The 15,789-nt window shown below is 54.7% G+C and carries 18 protein-coding genes; 11 read left to right on the top strand and 7 right to left on the bottom strand.

Annotated features, from left to right (window positions below; all coding sequences use genetic code 11):
- Positions 1 to 26 precede the first annotated feature (26 nt).
- The 7 genes from EQV97_RS27970 to EQV97_RS27940 form a co-directional block, all read right to left on the bottom strand.
- Positions 27 to 434, bottom strand: coding sequence for a hypothetical protein (locus tag EQV97_RS27970; protein WP_240890490.1), 408 nt, complete (start codon positions 432 to 434; stop codon positions 27 to 29).
- Positions 435 to 1,068: 634 nt separating this feature from the next.
- Positions 1,069 to 1,701 (bottom strand): recombinase family protein, encoded by a 633-nt coding sequence (locus EQV97_RS27965; RefSeq protein ID WP_240890489.1) that lies wholly within the window; start codon positions 1,699 to 1,701, stop codon positions 1,069 to 1,071.
- Between the two features lie 138 nt (positions 1,702 to 1,839).
- Positions 1,840 to 2,028: a hypothetical protein gene (locus EQV97_RS27960; RefSeq protein ID WP_240890488.1), complete on the bottom strand. Its 189-nt coding sequence runs from the start codon at positions 2,026 to 2,028 to the stop codon at positions 1,840 to 1,842.
- A gap of 27 nt (positions 2,029 to 2,055) precedes the next feature.
- Entirely contained in the window at positions 2,056 to 2,463 is a 408-nt protein-coding gene (locus tag EQV97_RS27955; RefSeq protein WP_240890487.1) for a hypothetical protein, read from the bottom strand.
- Positions 2,460 to 2,810 carry a TrfB-related DNA-binding protein gene (locus EQV97_RS27950; RefSeq protein ID WP_240890486.1) on the bottom strand — a complete coding sequence of 117 codons (351 nt, stop codon included), beginning with the start codon at positions 2,808 to 2,810 and terminating at the stop codon, positions 2,460 to 2,462. Before EQV97_RS27950 ends, EQV97_RS27955 begins: the two co-directional genes overlap by 4 nt.
- A complete protein-coding gene (locus tag EQV97_RS27945; RefSeq protein WP_240890485.1) occupies positions 2,807 to 3,730 on the bottom strand; it encodes a ParB/RepB/Spo0J family partition protein in 924 nt (307 codons plus the stop codon). The genes EQV97_RS27950 and EQV97_RS27945 overlap by 4 nt, the downstream gene beginning before the upstream one ends.
- Positions 3,731 to 3,740: 10 nt before the next feature.
- Positions 3,741 to 4,508 (bottom strand): ParA family protein, encoded by a 768-nt coding sequence (locus tag EQV97_RS27940; RefSeq protein ID WP_240890484.1) that lies wholly within the window; start codon positions 4,506 to 4,508, stop codon positions 3,741 to 3,743.
- A gap of 984 nt (positions 4,509 to 5,492) precedes the next feature.
- Here EQV97_RS27940 and EQV97_RS27935 point away from each other — a divergent pair.
- The 11 genes from EQV97_RS27935 to EQV97_RS27885 all read left to right on the top strand — a co-directional run bounded on the left by EQV97_RS27935 (position 5,493) and on the right by EQV97_RS27885 (position 15,786).
- A complete protein-coding gene (locus EQV97_RS27935) occupies positions 5,493 to 5,954 on the top strand; it encodes a TrbC/VirB2 family protein (RefSeq protein ID WP_240890483.1) in 462 nt (153 codons plus the stop codon).
- A 282-nt stretch (positions 5,955 to 6,236) separates the two neighbouring features.
- A complete protein-coding gene (locus tag EQV97_RS27930) occupies positions 6,237 to 8,921 on the top strand; it encodes a type VI secretion protein (RefSeq protein WP_240890482.1) in 2,685 nt (894 codons plus the stop codon).
- A complete protein-coding gene (locus EQV97_RS27925; RefSeq protein WP_240890481.1) occupies positions 8,918 to 9,607 on the top strand; it encodes a type IV secretion system protein in 690 nt (229 codons plus the stop codon). Before EQV97_RS27930 ends, EQV97_RS27925 begins: the two co-directional genes overlap by 4 nt.
- A gap of 29 nt (positions 9,608 to 9,636) precedes the next feature.
- Positions 9,637 to 9,849 (top strand): hypothetical protein, encoded by a 213-nt coding sequence (locus EQV97_RS27920; protein WP_016715819.1) that lies wholly within the window; start codon positions 9,637 to 9,639, stop codon positions 9,847 to 9,849.
- Positions 9,842 to 10,231, top strand: coding sequence for a hypothetical protein (locus EQV97_RS27915; RefSeq protein WP_016715820.1), 390 nt, complete (start codon positions 9,842 to 9,844; stop codon positions 10,229 to 10,231). Before EQV97_RS27920 ends, EQV97_RS27915 begins: the two co-directional genes overlap by 8 nt.
- Complete coding sequence (locus tag EQV97_RS27910; RefSeq protein ID WP_138962772.1) at positions 10,219 to 11,079, top strand: type IV secretion system protein; 861 nt, start codon at positions 10,219 to 10,221, stop codon at positions 11,077 to 11,079. Before EQV97_RS27915 ends, EQV97_RS27910 begins: the two co-directional genes overlap by 13 nt.
- Positions 11,079 to 11,744: a type IV secretion system protein gene (locus EQV97_RS27905; RefSeq protein ID WP_016715822.1), complete on the top strand. Its 666-nt coding sequence runs from the start codon at positions 11,079 to 11,081 to the stop codon at positions 11,742 to 11,744. The genes EQV97_RS27910 and EQV97_RS27905 overlap by 1 nt, the downstream gene beginning before the upstream one ends.
- 25 nt (positions 11,745 to 11,769) lie before the next feature.
- On the top strand, positions 11,770 to 12,549 hold the full coding sequence (locus EQV97_RS27900) for a TrbG/VirB9 family P-type conjugative transfer protein (protein ID WP_194693894.1): 780 nt from the start codon (positions 11,770 to 11,772) through the stop codon (positions 12,547 to 12,549).
- A 2-nt stretch (positions 12,550 to 12,551) separates the two neighbouring features.
- Complete coding sequence (locus EQV97_RS27895; protein ID WP_240890480.1) at positions 12,552 to 13,826, top strand: TrbI/VirB10 family protein; 1,275 nt, start codon at positions 12,552 to 12,554, stop codon at positions 13,824 to 13,826.
- Positions 13,827 to 13,835: 9 nt separating this feature from the next.
- Complete coding sequence (virB11, locus tag EQV97_RS27890; RefSeq protein WP_130932305.1) at positions 13,836 to 14,864, top strand: P-type DNA transfer ATPase VirB11; 1,029 nt, start codon at positions 13,836 to 13,838, stop codon at positions 14,862 to 14,864.
- Entirely contained in the window at positions 14,848 to 15,786 is a 939-nt protein-coding gene (locus EQV97_RS27885; protein ID WP_240890479.1) for a lytic transglycosylase domain-containing protein, read from the top strand. The genes virB11 and EQV97_RS27885 overlap by 17 nt, the downstream gene beginning before the upstream one ends.
- Positions 15,787 to 15,789 lie beyond the last annotated feature (3 nt).

Below are 15,789 nucleotides of genomic sequence, written 5' to 3'. Positions count from 1 at the left end.
ATTGCCGTGCTGCGGGTTTCGTCGTTTTAAGCCTTCTCATTGTCAGTGATCGATGGCAAATCAGGCAGCATGCCTTCCAGCGTTTCTTGAACTGGCGGACTCATGCCATCACCAGCAGGTAACTGCATATCACCTGGTTCCATGACCGGCGCTTTCAGCAGTTTTCCGGTGCCAAGGTCGCTTTGATCTTCCGACGACACCAGCACTCGCGCATTGAAACGCGCAAACCTGATGTTTTCTCGGCTATCAGCCCAAGCGATTCGGCTGTTGACCACGTACGCCAGTGCGCCGCCTCGATCACTGCCGAGCCTGATGGTTTGAATCCACGCCTGATCGATCAGCACCGACAAGGCCCGCTTGGTGGTCGCGGTCGAGGTTTCCATCAGCTTGGCCAATGTGGCCTGGCTGGCGATCAGAGCACCGCTCTTGTCCATGTTTGCAACTAGGATGTGTAGCAGCTGAGCAGCACGCGGAGCGTGCGCTATGAGCTGTGCCCAGGCTTCGTGCCCAGCACGCTCTGTCTGCACCCAAGTCCCGCGTGGAGCCGGCTGGTGTAGGTTGCGGATTTCCTCAGACATTGACCCTCCTGTCAGATCATCCAAGTTATGTTCGCTATCTCTCAAACTTGCTCGATAGCGTGCAAGAATGAGCCAAGGGTAGCTCACACCGTGCTCTATGGGTAGATCAAATTTGTTCGCTATCTCACAGGCTTGTCAGATAGCACGCAAGAAATGAGCTAGGGGTAGCTCACCGTATGAGCTAGGGGTAGCTCATGGCTGTTTGCTATCGAGCAAGGATGAGCCATGGGTAGCTCATGGTTTGGGGTAGCTCATCAGGTGAGCTAGGTTAGGTCACGCACTATGAGCGAGGTTGGTTCATCAACCGTGACCGAAGGTTCGCTCATATGTTGAGCTACCTACTGCTCTACAAGCCCCGTAAATCAAGGGCTCGCAACTCCTGCCTCTCATGATCTCTACCTGTCACCCTCTGCCTTTGATGTTAATCAGGCAAAGTCGCCTGCGGCAGCGGCCATTCGTAAGCGCCTGACAGACTACGGCTGCGCCTTCGCTAGTCAGCCACTTCCGACCGGCTCAACTGGTCACGGATTTTGAGCACAGTGGTTGTCGAGCATTTCGCGTGCCTGGCTGCAGCACGAATGCCAAAGTTCGCAGCGAGCAGTTCCCGTACACGTTTGTGCAAGTCCTGGTCTGCAGGACGGCCCTTGTATATGCCTCCCTGTTTGGCCTTCGCGATTCCCTGTGCTTGTCTCTCTCGACGCTGCTGATAGTCCTTGCGAGCGATAGCGGCCATCATTTCGACCATCATGTTGTTGATCGCTGCCAGCATGCGGCTGGTGAACTCGTCGATTTGATTCGTTCTCATTGCCAGGTGGCTGGTTGGCAGATCGAGGGCGACGATTCGCAAACCCTTTGAATCAATAGCGGCCTTGAGTGTTCGCCAGTCAGGATCTTCCATCCGTGATAATCGGTCGATGCTTTCGACAAGAAGAACATCCCCCTTCCGAGCATCTTTGAGCAGGCGCAGCAACTCAGGCCTGTCAGCTTCTGTGCCGCTGACGTTCTCGGTGTATGTGCTCGCAACAAGGTGTCCATGTTCACCGGCGAATTGCTCCAACGCTGCATTGGCCCGGTTTGCATCTTGCTCGACGGTCGAGGCGCGAAGGTATGAACGGATGAACATGGTGGACTTTACCTCGTTGTATCAGTTTGAGTGTTCACTTATTGACGTATCAAATTAGGCGTACCAGTAATCGAAGTAAAGCTCTGAGTGATGTACTCAAGGCTGTTTCAGCACGGGTATGCCCTAAAAACACACGTCTTATCCCGGCAGATCTTCGATTTCGATTTGATCCATATTGCCGTTCCAGCGCTGCCCCTCGGCATCGATCACGCTGACTCGTTCGGTGACCAGGTCTAGGGCGATGACCTGGCCTGTTCCGAATGAGGTGAGGTCGGTCTGAAACGTCACTGTTCTACCGATCAAAGGACGCTGCTCACTCAGTTCCATGTGGCTGATCTCTAAAGATAGGGGAGGCTACGAGTTGCGGCGCCGCTGAATACGATCCAGAGCGGGGAATGAGTCGCGAACTTTTTGTTCGTGTTTCAGTGTTTCCCCGCGAGCGTCCAAGGCTGCTTTCAATGGAGCGAAGATCCTGGTCGCTTCATCTGCGCCTTTCTCTTTCACCAACTGTTCATGCCCGCGTGGGTCAATGGCTTCACGTTCTTCCCGGGCCTTTTCGAGGGCTGCAAAAGCTGCAGCGTCTGCAGCTACTGCTGCGTTGATCTCAGCATAGTGACCCTGGCGTTTCGCCGGATCGGGCTGAAACTCCTTGGCGAGTTCGAGATCGGCCAGCAGCGAAAGAGATCGGTCGATGCCGTTGAGGGACTTCGCCAGTGGCTCCAGCAACTTGGCGAATGCTTCGAGGGTTTGTTTGTCGGTCATGCTTCGTAATCCTTCTTCGTCATGGATTTGTTTTGCCAATACTTCAACCGTTCTTCGTCCGCCTCTTTTACGAAACGATCGATCATCTGCTCTGGTGCGCAGATCTGCGCATAGGCCCATCCTTCGGGTGCCTGAAGCAAATAGGCTGAATAGATCTTGTCGCGGATGGCCATCGCTCGCTGTTTTGTCAGCCCGTGAGCGGTGGCCACGGCGACCAGCTTTTTGCCTTCGACAAGGATTTCAAAGGCGACGTCGAGGCTACGGCTGTGCATCTTGGACTTGCTGCGGATCCGCTCGAAGTCTTCGAGCGGTATCCGTAGATCCTGGTCAATGGTGCGGCCAGTCATTCTGCTGGCTTCCACTGTTCAGCGATTTGTTGCCGGGCTTTTTCCAGCTCCTGGGTGAGATACTCCTTTTCGGCTTCCAGAGCCTTTACCTGCTCGGCCAGAACGGCGTTCTGTTCTTTCAGCACGTCGAGTTCTGTGTCTTCGTCCGTGTTGGCGGCTGGTTTCGCGGTCTTGGTTTTGCCACCGGGTTTGATCCTCAGTGCCTTCGTGGTGCGAAGCTGGGTGCGAACCTCGTTGCGCAAATTGAGGTCGGGATCTTCTTCGGCACGCTGCACCAGCTCGACCGCTGCGGCTTGGTCAAGCCGTTCAAGTCGGGCCAGGTCATTGACCACGGAAATATCGGCAGTGACCCCGTTCTGTACGGCTGTGCGGCTCGCGCCTGGCTGCTCTACCGCATCCAGATAGGCGAGGCGTTCAGCAACCCAACTGACGCTCTTTTTCCACTCGTCAGCGACGGCCTGCAGGGTGCCCAATTCCTCTTTGTCTCCTTTGAGGGCAAGGGCCACCTCAAGCTGTGTCAGGTTCTCGCGCTGGACGTTTTCAGCGCGTTGAATCCGTTTCGCTTGGGCGTCAGTGAGCTCGCGCACAACGGCTTCAAGCAGGAGGCCTTTGAGCGCGCATGAACGCTGCCGGCGTTCACCGGCTACCATCAGATATTTGAAGCCGCTTTCAGGATTTGGGTGAGGCCGGAGGATGGCAGGCTCTGCCTGACCGTTCTGCTCAATGTCGTCGCCCAGCTCCATCAGCGACTCTTGAGTAAAGCCTGGATTCTGTTTCCCCCGGATCTGCGGCTTGCACTCAACTTCACCAGGGTTAACCTTGATGATGCGCTCGCCTTCCTGAATGGCTTTCTGCTTTTGGAAGTCAGACAGCTTGTTGACTGCTCCCCCGAATGCGTTCGGTTTCTTTGTCGTAGTCATGGGATCTCCCTCAAGCCGTGAAAACTTTATCGAGAACAGCCTTGCAGGCCCGTTTCATTTCTTTCCCAGCTTCGCGCTGGCTACCGCTGCGAGCTTTCCACCAGACGGGATTGCCTGCGGCCAAGGCTTTGTTGATGCAGGGCCGGTAAATGATTTGTTCAGCAAACATCGAGTCCCCATAGGCTTCGCGCAAACCGGGGAGGGCATCAATTTCTTCTGGTGATCGGCTGTTGACCAGGTTCGGCAGGTAACCCAAGAACTTCAGTTCCGGGTTGTACCGATCCTGCACAGTCTCGATGGTGTTCATCAGTTTCGGCAGCCGGGCCAAGGTGAAAGCACTGATGTTGAAGGGGGCGACCACCGCGTCAGAAGCCGTCAGAGCGGCGACCATACGACGCTGCAGATTGGGCGGGGTGTCGATCATGCATAGGTCAAAATCACCGGCAAAGCGGTCGAGGGCTGGCCGCAACTTGTGAATTACATCAAGAGGCATATCGTCCACATCGAGCAACGGTACGTCTGCTTCGATCAACCAAGTGTTAGGGCCAACCTGGCGTGGCTGATAACTGTCATGATCGCCGGTGAACAGTTGACTGGACATGAGGTAGGGCGTTTCATCACCGTCCTCTAGAGCGGCAAAGAACTGCGACAGGTCGCCTTCATCGAGGTCGACAACCAGCACACGCTTCCCTTCTTCGGCTGCATAGGCGGTCAAGTGACACTCCACGGTGGTCTTGCCTACACCGCCTTTCTGATTCGCTACAGTGATGATCTTCATGTGATCTCCGGCTGGTCCGATAGTGGAACATGGGGCAAGTGTGCAGATGGTAAACCCTTCAGTCAACCCCTAATAAGGGTTTACTTTGTTTTTCTCGCACGCGAGAAAATGGCAGGGGAAACCTGCTGTTCTCGCACGCGATAAAGCCCTGATCGGCTGCTAGAATTCGCGCCACGCTGCTCCCGGGTAGCGCGGGGTCAGTTTCCTTGCGCGCTTCTTGGACGGCTAGGGGTTTGTCCGGGGCGGCTCCCGGACAAACCCTGTTCCCTCCTTCCTATCACTACTGCTCGTCAGAGCTTTCCTCTGTAGTGAACAAACCAATATCCGTGTGGTCACACGCGCGGGCTGGTCTATCCACTCCCTTCTTTTCTTTACGCGTGGCATGAAGCCATCACAACACGCGCTTAGCGGTAAACATGGAAAACCGTTTGAAACTCAATCACTTATGCGGAATTCACTGGTATCGAGCTTTGTTTCGAGGTTTTGTCGTGCCTGTTATAGCGAACGGATCCAAAAATAAAACCAACGAAATGTTGATTTTGTGAAATGAAATAGCTAATCTAAGCCACGAAACACGGAAAACATCTTACGAAACTCGAAAGAGGGAAGAAAGGCGAGGTGGGATCTAGAAGAAAATCCTCGACAGCTCCAGTATCCGCTCTGTTTTTAGCGACCAGCTATCCAGAGGACATGATGCAGAGCCTAGATAAGAAAGAACTGACGGTTTTCGCCTTCGCTCAACCTGACTATCGAGTTCACTTAAAAGAACTAATTCAGAGCGATGGGAGGAAATGGATATTAATCATTGAAAGTCCATCTACTGGACAGATGTTCACCGTAGTAACTGCGTTAGGGAAAACCAGACTATTTAAGAACGCCGATACCGCTATCGACTTCATAAAGGAAACCTGCCCTAACAACCCAAATAACGTAATAACTGTAACGTACGGGGTTCCCCCGTCATGACATAGATGAGGCAAAGGTATGCAACTCGAATCTGGGAAAATGGTTTGTCATGAAGAAAAAAGCAACAAGCCTTCCTGGGCCACTCGGCTACAACAGAGCAAGGCTGTAACTTCCCTCCGTAGTCTGTTCGCGCAGAAACAACCGAGCCATGCGGCTCTGATGCGCAAGGACTGGACAGCAAAAGCAGAAAAGACCCTGCTCCTGGGGTCGCTGTTCTCCATCAGTCTCCTACCCGAAGTCGCTAACGCGGCGCTGAACTTCAGCTCGCTGACCAACCTGTTTAAAGATGTTGTCAGCTTCCTGATTTTCGATATCGGTTACTACCTCGGCATCTTGGCCATCGTGATTACTGGCTACAAAGCCAAGTCCGGCCATATCTCCTGGTCATCCTTTGGTTGGGCTGTCGCGGGTATCTTCCTGGTGTTCTTCGCACCGAACATCGTTACCGAGATCAAGAACGGCGCGGCGAACTCGCTATGACTACAGGCGAGCACAAACCCGATGAAGGGGAGGTGCTCGTCGTTGCGATGGCCCGGCCATCCATGGTCGGTGCCTTCACGATGTCGAGCGTACTCATAAGCATCTTTGCACCGCTCATAGCTGCACTGCTGATTCGTTCGCTATGGCCGGTTGCATTAATACCTGTTCTGTTTGGCGCGTCTTACTACATCTGCAGCAAAGACGTTTATTTGTTCGGGGTTATGCAAGCAGCTTTCCGCTTGCGCGCCTCACAGAATCGGAAAGTTTGGGGGTATCGGAGTTATGCGCCTCGTTGATAAAGCTTTTAAAAAGCTGACGCAAAACCTTGATCTCTCTCTTGGTGTTCAACATCCAGAGGGGTCCGAGCAAGATCTCTTGGAACTGCAAGTTAGCGAAATGGTGCCGTATGATTACCATTACGATGACGAAACAGTTATGACCAAGGAAAGTTCGTTGGTGCAAGTTGTCAAAATTGACGGCTTGCTCTTTGACTCTTTGTCTGACGAACAGGTTAAACAGTTTGAAGTTCGCCGTAATACCGTGCTGCGCACTATCGCTTCCAGCGACCTTGCGCTGTATGTGCATGTAGTCCGCCGCAAGGTGTTTGATTTCCCTGAAGGGCAGGGTTCCACTTGGTTCTCCAAGCAGTTCAATGCGGCCTGGCGTAAGCGCTACGAGAGCAAAGGCTTCTATGTTAACGAGATCTATATCTCGTTGGTGCGTAGCCGCTTCCGTGCCGGTATGCCAGGGATCATGGATCGAGGAATTGCGCTCATCACGGGCACCAGTGCTAACAAGCAGGATGCTGAATCCTTCGAGGAAATGGCGGACGATCTTTACAAGGCGTCAAACCTGCTGTTGCGCGGCCTTTCTGAGTACGGCGCTACCCGGCTGCAGATCCAGCGGCACCCGGTTTGCTCCACCACGCTCATGGGCCGTGACCAGGCCTTTGATGCTGTCAGCCGTTTCCGGTGGAGCTGGGACGAATTCAAAAAGGTGGTTGGCGATCAAGCTCAATACCCTGCTGAAGTTGTCCTCGATTACCTGGGGGAAGAATTCTCCGAACTCAGCTCGTTCTTCCACTACCTGATCAACCTTGAGGATCGCAAGATCCCCGTGAGCGATCAGAAAATCTGCGAAATGTTGCCATACGCACGACTCAATTTCCGCGTGTTGGCAACGATGTGTGAAGTCCGGGGTAGCACCAGTTCGAGAATCGGAGCGGTGTTGAGCATGGCCGAGTGGCCGCGTAAGACGCCATCGCGAATGATGAACAAGTTCCTGCAGCAGCCGGTGGAATTCATCATCACGCAATCGTTCTTCTTCTCGAACCGGATTGAAGCCGAGTCGTCGATGGTCGATGAACAGCGACGACTGACCGTATCGGACACCCACGGGATTTCCAACGATGACAGCCAGGAACTGACTGAAGGCATTCGTGCTCTGCGCCGTGGCGATACGGTCAATGGCCTGCATCACCTGACGATCTTCGTTCACGTGCCTTCGTTGCCAATGGACTCCGATGACCATCGCAAAGCGAACAACAAGGCGCTGGATAAAGCTGTTGGTTTGATCGAGGGATGCTTTGTCGACCTGAACGTCAAATCTGTTCGTGAGTGGATGGCCCTGGAAACCTTCTTCTGGTCGCAGCTGCCTGGCCAACAAGAGGCCTTGATCGGTCGTCGTGGGAAGATCAAATCGAGCAACTTCGCCGGGTTCGCTTCGTTGCACAACTTCGCAAGGGGCCGTCGCGACGGCAATTTGTGGGGGCCTGCGATCACGGCTTTTGAAACCGAGAGCGGCACGTCTTACAACTTCAACTTTCACCGCGAGCTGGAAGGGATGGTTGCAGGGCACACCGCAGTTGCAGCGGACACCGGCTCAGGTAAGACCACGCTGATTTCGGCGATGGTTTGTGAAGCCGACAAAGCCGGGCCGCGAGTGTTCTGGTTCGATAACCGCTTCGGCGCGAAGGTGTTCATGAAGGCAATGGGCGGGGTACACACCACGCTTTCCCCGCACAGCGGCATGAACTGGAATCCTTTCAAGCTGCCGGACACGGCTGAGAACCGGGCGTTTCTGGTCGATCTGCAGGTGCAGATGCGTCAGTGCTACGCCCCTACACCGGCTGACTCTGACGACATTAAGCGCTTCAAGGCCCTGGTAGATGAAAACTACTCGCTGCCGTATGAGGATCGGCGGTTGCGCAATGTGGTGTGGACGTATGGCCAGGGTGAGCTGGCAGACATTATGGCCATCTGGCACGGCGCCAAGGGCGTGACTGGTGCGAACGCTGGTGTGTTCGACAATCAACACGACTCTATCGACCTGACCACTTCCCGGCACTACTGCTTTGAAATGATGGAACTGCTCAAGGGCGGTGAGGCACGGCCTGAACTGCCGGTCGTCCTGAGCTACCCGCTCCACCGTATTGAGCAAGCGATGGATGGCACCCCTTTCATCCTGGTACTGGAGGAAGGGCAAAACCTGGTGAAGAACGATTATTGGAAGAAGCGAATCGACAACTTCATCATGCAGATCCGCCGCAAAAACGGGCTGATTATCTTCGTCACCCCTGATGCGAAGTACTTCCGCAGTGAAACCGACTCAATCGACAAGCAGACCTCTACCAAGATCTACCTGTCGAACGACGCGGCCACTGATGAAGACCATCAAAACCTGACCGTCGCAGAACGTAAGTGGATTCGTGAGATCGGCCAGGCTTCCCGCAAGTTTCTGATCCGTCGCGGGAAGGAGTCGATCAGGGCGGTTTTCGATCTGACTTCCGAAGTGGATGACGAAAACCTGTCCGACTTTATCCCGGTGCTGTCCTCAAACGATGTTGGTGTCGCCTTGATGGATTCCATCATCAAGCGCCTCGGCACCGACGACCCTGAGCAATGGGTTCCTGTCTTTATGGCGGAAGCCAAAGCGAAAAACACCCACAACCTGAAGGCGGTCAAATGATGGCAACTATGAAGAAAATCGGCCTCGCAGTGGCAGTGGCCATGGCTGTGAGCGGCCAAGTGAATGCTACCGGCGTTCCTACTGGTGACGCCGGAACCTGGGCGGCCCTGGCTCAACAGCTTGTTGTGCTGCGGGAACAATTCGAGACGCTGAAAGACTCGTATCAGACCCAAGGCAACATCCTGCGCAACCTCGAAGGTTCCTATGGCCGTGGTGCCATCGGCCTGAACGACTCGATCAACTCGGCTTCGGTCGTGCCGGGTTCCTGGCAAGAGGTCGTTGCACGGCAAGGCTCCGGTGCGTATGGCAGCAAGCAGTCGTACTACGAGGAATTGATCAAGACCTTGCCGCAAGAGCTGTTTGCCAACCCACAAGGCCAACGCGCCCAAGGCTACCAGCTCAGTTCTGATGCCGTTCGCGCAGCCATGTCTGGTGGCGATGCGCTCTACAGCGAAGTGCAGGTGCATCTGAACAACCTGGCCACCCTCTCGCGTCAAGTGGATATGACCACAAACGCCAAGGATGCCGCTGACCTGCAGAACCGCATTTCTGCTGAAAACGGCATGTTGGCCTCGGCCCAGTCGAAGCTGCAGGCGTTGAACATGAACCTGCAGGCGAACCTGAACAACGCTGAAAACCAGGCCACTGCGGATAACGAGAAATTCTTTCGCTGGACTGAACAGTAATTCTCGCGTGCGAGAAAAGGAGATCTGAAATGAAAGCAATCCTGCTGATGCTCAAAATTATCACCGCCCCAGTCTGGGGGCCGCTGTGGCTGATCGCCAAGCTCTGGAAGGTAATCGTTCTGGCGGTACTGGTCGGCGCAGCCTCCGGCTGTGTCACCAATACCGCCAAGCTGGACAAGTCACCGTGCGCTTGCCAGTTCACCCCGTTCGTAACCGCTGACCAGGAGCGCACCAATGCTTAAGTTCAAGCTGCACCATATCCTCTCTGTTTGCGTCGGTGTGGTCGTGGTCGGCGGGCTGGTTTACATCAACACCTCGTCCTACTTTTCGACCTCGCCGGTCGATGGTGAAGCCCCCACGGCGCCGGTGGCCACCTCGGAAAATCCGCTGCTGAAGGCAACCAAAAAGGATGTTGGCGACTGGTTCCCGGGCACCTGCTTTGCAGAGATCTACATGCAGTCGTCGTCCTACGGTGGTGCCTTGGTACAGGGGTGCATTCAGAAAACAGCACGAGAAATCAAGGCGCAGACCGGTGCGACCGTAAGCGCTGAAGACTTCCGCTCTCCTGAAGTGATCTCGCACTTCAAGGGTGTATATGGGGCATCGAATCCATGGCGCAGCTGACGCTTGAAGGTCTGATCGGGGCTACGGACGAAGTAACGACAAGTTTCGTCGCCGAAGTATTTCCCAACCTTGCGGAGCTGGTTTCACCACTGGTCTATGTCGTTGCTGTTGGGTACTGGGTCGCGTTGGGGCTTTCGATCTACAACGGCCAATCCGTCAAATACTGGGACATTACGAAAAGGGCAATGCTCACATCACTGATCTTTCTCACTTTGAACTGGGGTAGTGGCGGAGCTGTGTTTTACCAGGCATGGGGCACGTTCACTGAGTCGGTTGCCGCGAAAATTATGAGTGGCGGTAGCACTACCACTTCGATGCTCGACGCGCTGTATGTAAACGTGGGGAAGGTTGCCAGCGTTCTGATGAATGTTAGTTGGCGTCAGTTTGCGATGATCCTGATGGGCTACGGTCTTTTCTTGATTAACTGCATTTTGTTTGTGGTCGCCATTCTGAATATGCTGATTGCAAAGTTTGGTGCTGCTATCAGCATGGCAATTCTTCCGATCTTGATCGCGTTCTTCTTCTTTTCGGAGACTCGGCAATGGGGCATGAACTGGCTAAGTAAAATGCTGAACTTCTCACTTATCTACATTCTGTCCATCGCCATTATTCGTTTTGGTTATTCGGTTTTCGGGGATGCAATCAATGAAGTCGCGCAAACCGCCACTATCAGCGATGCAGCACTAATGACCGCGCAACAGTACGGAACAATCCTGATCGTAGAGGGCGTCTTGATTATCTGCATGTTGCAAGTGCGTGGCTGGGCGGCGGCACTGTCTTCGGGTGCAGCGGTACAAGGATCCTCGCTTGTAATGATGGCTATCAGAACTTTGGGAGTACGTCGCTAATGGACAAGACGTTTAAGAATGATGAACAGCTGCGCCGCAAGGCCTTGCGCGAAGGTCAGAAAACCAAGCAAGAACGCAACCGTTCATTCTACCTCAATGGCATCCAGGCCGTTGCCATTCTCGGGCTGGGCATAGCGGTAGCCGCGCTGGCAGAGATCCATACCGTCATTCCGGTGGTTGCGACCATCGGTGCGGATGGTGAGGTTTTGAAGATGCGTGTTATCGACCAAGACAACGTGTCTTCTGAAGATGCGTTGATCCAAGGTGCGCTGTATGACTTTGTGGGTGCATGTAATACGTTCGATCCGAAACGTAAACAGCAACTGTCCGATGCATGCCACTTGTTCATCACGCCGGACATTGCTCGGGAATATGAACAACTGATCAACCCGGAAAACCCTGATAACCCGTACCTGACGCTTGATGCGAAAGACTGGATTGAAGCTCAGGCGTATGGGATGAACAAAGTCGGAGACGTGTATCAGGTTTCTTTTAGATCCTATTTGCACAAGTGGGGTACGAAAGACCCGGTTGTTACCAACTACGTGGCAAACGTAAAAATCGATAACACACTGAAGCCAAGAGCACTTGGCGACCGTTGGGTAAACCCGCTCGGAACATTGGCTACTGTTTACCGTAAGAGTGAAGAACTGAGCCGCCGGTAATTCATTCAATTCAAGGAAACTGATCATGAAGAAAAACTGCATTCTGCCGACCGCTATCGCCCTGAGTTTGTGTTTTGCGGGTGGCATCGCACATGCCGCAAAGTTGCCAAAGCCGCTTATGAGCGATAGCCGGGTAAAACAAGTTCCTTACGACCCGAACCAAGTTTATGAACTGGTAGGGACGTACAACTATCAAACTTCGCTGGAATTCGAAGCAGACGAAATGGTCAAGGTTGTTGCGCTCGGCGATACCATCGCCTGGCAAACCATCCCATTCCGCAACCGGCTTTTCCTCAAACCGGTTGAAGAAAATGCGGACACTAACCTGACCGTTATCACCAGCAAACGCACCTATTACTTCCAGCTGGGCAGCACCAAAAAAACGGCTGGCCAGTCGTACCTGGTGCGCTTCATCTATCCGACCAGTCGGGTGGCCACCTACTCCGAGTTCAAAAGCAATGAGCCAGCGCCGGTGGCCAGCTCCGGCACCGCGAGCGAGCCGAACATCAACTACGGCTTTTCGGGTGACAAGGACGCAATCGGCCTGCAGTCGGTGATGGACGATGGCCAGTTCACCAAGTTCCTACTCAAGAAAGGTGCCGACATGCCGCAGTTCTACCGGGTGCTGCCGGATGGCACCGAGGCGATGGTCAACAAGCGTCGTGAGGGTGACTACGTGGTCGTTGAGCGCCTGGACAGCATGTTTGTTTTGCGTGACGGCAATTCCTACGTGTGTGTGCAGAACCTGGCGAATCCCTACAAACGCACTGTTACCCGTGGTGCCCGTGACGGCGGAGGGGCATAAGCATGGCCACTGAAGACAACAAGCAGACCCCTGAAAAACAAGCGACGGAGAAAACTCGCGAGGACGAAATTCGCGAGTGGAACGAATCGCAATCCAACTCGATGTTGAAGGCCAAAGGCGGCTCCAACAAAGCGACCGGCATTGCGCTGATCGTCGCAACCGTGGCGGGTTTGGGCTTCGTTTACTGGCTGAACAACAGCGGCGATAGCAAAGCTACGGGCGGCTTGAAGAAAGAAGAAGTGGTCGCAGCATCGCCCAAGCGTGTGTTGGATCCTTCGCCGAAACGTGAGGCGGCAAAGGTAAGCCCCGTTAGCAATGACGGCTCGGCTGCTCCTGCTGATACGCCGCGCTCGGTGGTGGATCGGCAGAACCAACAAACCGGCTTGAGTGAAGAAGAAAAGCGGCGGCAAGCGTTGGAAATGCAGATGGAGCTGGAGCGGCAGAAGATGCTTGCAGCTCGTCAGCGGTCGGCCATTTTCGCCAGTGCGAAAGAGGACGGCTTCAAGGATGGAGCAGGTGGCCAACAGGGTGGATCTGGCTCATCGCTTGGGGGGGGCAATGGCCCTTCGACACCGACCAATGCAAACGACGCTTACGCGGCATCGACCTTCTCCGATGGCGTGCCGGTTTCAACGGGTCGTCAGTTGGAAAATCTCGAGTACAAGGTTTTGCAAGGCGCCGTGATCGAGGGTGTTCTTCAACCTCGCGCCGTCAGCCAGTTGCCGGGCCAAGTCTGTGTAGACATTCAGCAGGACGTTTATGCGGCAGTCGGTCGCCGGGTCATGATCCCATGGGGTTCGACCGTTTGTGGAAGCTACAACGCGACTCTGCGACCAGGACAGGAACGCTTGTTCACGATCTGGAACTGGTTGCGCACGCCTGTCCTGCCTGGCAGGCCAGCGATGGAAATTGCCATCAACAGCGGTGGTGCTGACCAGCTCGGCACCGCTGGCCAGGGTGGCATTGTCGACAACCACTGGGCGCAGATTTTTGGTGTTGCTGCAGCGGTGTCGATCATTGGGGCCGGTGCCTCGAATTCCGGGGTTTCGTCCGGCGATCAGGAAAACTCGTCTTCGCGCTATCGCTCTGAGGTGCAGGAAGCCGCGGCTGACTCTGCTCAGACGATCCTGGGTCGCTACGCCAATATTCAGCCAACGCTGACCGTCCCGCACGGTTCGCGAGTGGTGATCTACCTGCAGCGCGATCTGGATTTCAGCTCGCATTTCAAGAAAGAGATCGAGCACGCCAGCAATGGCGGCGTGACCTACATCCAGTGAGGAAGCGGTATGTCTGTTATTGCATCTTTCCGTTCCAAGCTGAGAAATCTAGTCACGCTGCTGGATGATCCTGAAGTTTCCGAAATTGCGATCAACGGCCCGGACAATGTCTGGGCCGGATTTCGCGGCCATCGGTTCATGCAGCCAGTGCAGATCGAGGGTGTGACTGTTCCGCTGATTACCTCGCTTGGTGAGGTAATCGCTGCGCATACCGACCAGAAGGTTGATACCAGTACGCCGATCCTGTCGGGCCGTATCCCGATCAATCTTGCGGATGGTGTAGCAGACAACCAGCGCGGTGATTACCGCGTCCAGGTTGTGCTGGCTCCCGCTGTTGAGCAGCACATTGGCGGCATCGTTTGTATCCGTAAGCCAGGAATCACGCAGATCACCTTGAAAGAGTACGAGGAATTTGGCGCGTTCGAGCACATCAACAAACCTCGGGCGCACTCCGACTATTCAGACGATCACTTGATAGAGCTGTACCGGGCCAAGCGCTGGAAAGAGTTTTTCATCGGCATCATCAAGGCCCGCAAGAACATCATGATTTCTGCAGGAACCAACGCCGGTAAAACCACCTGGCTTAACGGAATGCTGCAGCACATTGATCCACATGAGCGGATTGTCACGATTGAAGACACCCGTGAGATCCGTATACCAGCCCGGAACGCGGTTCACCTGCTCTATTCACGCGGCGCCCAAGGCCGCGCCAAGGTGACGCCGTTCGACTTGCTTGAATCGATCCTCCGGCTGACGCCCGACCGGGCAATCATGGGCGAGATTCGCGGCGGTGAGGCATTCCCGTTTCTGGAATTGCTCAACACCGGTCACAGCGGCTCGCTGTCCTCGATACACGCGGACTCGCCGGAAATGATGTTTGACCGGTTGGCCTCAATGGCTGCCCGAGGTGGTGCGGATATGACCAAAAACCAACTGGTCGAGTATTCGCGGCAACTGATCGATGTAGTCATTCAGTGGGAATACGGCTTCGACGGCCGCCGCTACATTTCGGAGGTGCAATATGCAAAAGCTGCCTAAGTTCGCGGTAACGATGCTGGCTCTGGCTTGTACGGTCGGCCAGGCCTGGGCCGATGAGCCTGCCCCTATGCCTTTCTCTGAACTGGCGGCGAAGTGTGCACCGACAGTTCACCAGCAAACGCTGAAGTCCCTGATCGGTAATGAATCGACCTACAACCCCTATGCAATTGGGGTTGTAGGTGGACGGCTGGAGCGTCAGCCCCAGTCGTTGCGCGAGGCGGTGGCCACCGCTGAACGACTGGAGCGGGAGGGTCAGCGTTTTTCAGTGGGAATCGGCCAGCTCCTGGTCACCAACATGCGCGCCATGGGCATGACCTATGCCGAAGCCTTTGAGCCTTGCCAGAACCTCAAGGCAATCAGCGATCTCATGGTGAAGAACTACACCAAAGCGCTGACTTCGGGCGCTCAACCGCAAGAAGCGTTGCGTGATTCGTTCTCGATGTACTACAGCGGCAATCGCACCCGTGGATACCAGCCGGACAAGCCAGGCGATCCATCGTATGTGGAAAAGGTTGTTACTGGCGCTCTCAATCCCACTGCCACCGATCCAATTGTGCCCGCTGTAGAGGCGCTGGAAGGCGATGAGGCGATTGCCATGGCCGTTCCGTCGAAAGGGGCAAGCAAGGCACCTGTGCGCGCTCGTAGAGCCTCACAGCAACAGAGTGGCCCGTGGGTGATCGTGACCGACGAAAACGGTCAACAAGTGGCGCCAGTGCAGGCCGTGGCTTTCCAGAGTGCGCCTACTGGACAAGCTCAGGCGCCAGAACAACCCAAGGTGCAGGTTCACCTAAACACCGATGTTCCTGAAAGCGATCAGCGATTCCAGCGCTTTGACCAGCCGCTTGCAGCACCTGCAGCGGCTCCGGCTCCGGTGCAAGCCCAAGCCCAAGCAGCACCTTCTTTCGTACAGATCATCAACTGAATT

Origin of the sequence: Pseudomonas sp. TMW22090 (assembly GCF_022496665.1) — a bacterium.
GTDB classification, from domain to species: Bacteria; Pseudomonadota; Gammaproteobacteria; order Pseudomonadales; family Pseudomonadaceae; genus Aquipseudomonas; species Aquipseudomonas gregormendelii.
Note: the sequence above shows the minus strand (reverse complement) of the source record. Positions and strands in the feature narration are given on the sequence as shown.

What these genes read in the sequence shown, in the direction of transcription:
- EQV97_RS27930 (WP_240890482.1), top strand. Translation starts at nt 6,237, where the DNA reads ATGCGCCTCGTTGATAAAGCTTTTAAAAAGCTGACGCAAAACCTTGAT.
- EQV97_RS27910 (WP_138962772.1), top strand. Translation starts at nt 10,219, where the DNA reads ATGGCGCAGCTGACGCTTGAAGGTCTGATCGGGGCTACGGACGAAGTA.
- EQV97_RS27950 (WP_240890486.1), bottom strand. Translation starts at nt 2,810, where the DNA reads ATGACTGGCCGCACCATTGACCAGGATCTACGGATACCGCTCGAAGAC.
- EQV97_RS27915 (WP_016715820.1), top strand. Translation starts at nt 9,842, where the DNA reads ATGCTTAAGTTCAAGCTGCACCATATCCTCTCTGTTTGCGTCGGTGTG.
- EQV97_RS27920 (WP_016715819.1), top strand. Translation starts at nt 9,637, where the DNA reads ATGAAAGCAATCCTGCTGATGCTCAAAATTATCACCGCCCCAGTCTGG.
- EQV97_RS27885 (WP_240890479.1), top strand. Translation starts at nt 14,848, where the DNA reads ATGCAAAAGCTGCCTAAGTTCGCGGTAACGATGCTGGCTCTGGCTTGT.
- virB11 (WP_130932305.1), top strand. Translation starts at nt 13,836, where the DNA reads ATGTCTGTTATTGCATCTTTCCGTTCCAAGCTGAGAAATCTAGTCACG.
- EQV97_RS27970 (WP_240890490.1), bottom strand. Translation starts at nt 434, where the DNA reads ATGGACAAGAGCGGTGCTCTGATCGCCAGCCAGGCCACATTGGCCAAG.
- EQV97_RS27900 (WP_194693894.1), top strand. Translation starts at nt 11,770, where the DNA reads ATGAAGAAAAACTGCATTCTGCCGACCGCTATCGCCCTGAGTTTGTGT.
- EQV97_RS27945 (WP_240890485.1), bottom strand. Translation starts at nt 3,730, where the DNA reads ATGACTACGACAAAGAAACCGAACGCATTCGGGGGAGCAGTCAACAAG.
- EQV97_RS27955 (WP_240890487.1), bottom strand. Translation starts at nt 2,463, where the DNA reads ATGACCGACAAACAAACCCTCGAAGCATTCGCCAAGTTGCTGGAGCCA.
- EQV97_RS27935 (WP_240890483.1), top strand. Translation starts at nt 5,493, where the DNA reads ATGCAACTCGAATCTGGGAAAATGGTTTGTCATGAAGAAAAAAGCAAC.
- EQV97_RS27940 (WP_240890484.1), bottom strand. Translation starts at nt 4,508, where the DNA reads ATGAAGATCATCACTGTAGCGAATCAGAAAGGCGGTGTAGGCAAGACC.
- EQV97_RS27965 (WP_240890489.1), bottom strand. Translation starts at nt 1,701, where the DNA reads ATGTTCATCCGTTCATACCTTCGCGCCTCGACCGTCGAGCAAGATGCA.
- EQV97_RS27905 (WP_016715822.1), top strand. Translation starts at nt 11,079, where the DNA reads ATGGACAAGACGTTTAAGAATGATGAACAGCTGCGCCGCAAGGCCTTG.
- EQV97_RS27960 (WP_240890488.1), bottom strand. Translation starts at nt 2,028, where the DNA reads ATGGAACTGAGTGAGCAGCGTCCTTTGATCGGTAGAACAGTGACGTTT.
- EQV97_RS27895 (WP_240890480.1), top strand. Translation starts at nt 12,552, where the DNA reads ATGGCCACTGAAGACAACAAGCAGACCCCTGAAAAACAAGCGACGGAG.
- EQV97_RS27925 (WP_240890481.1), top strand. Translation starts at nt 8,918, where the DNA reads ATGATGGCAACTATGAAGAAAATCGGCCTCGCAGTGGCAGTGGCCATG.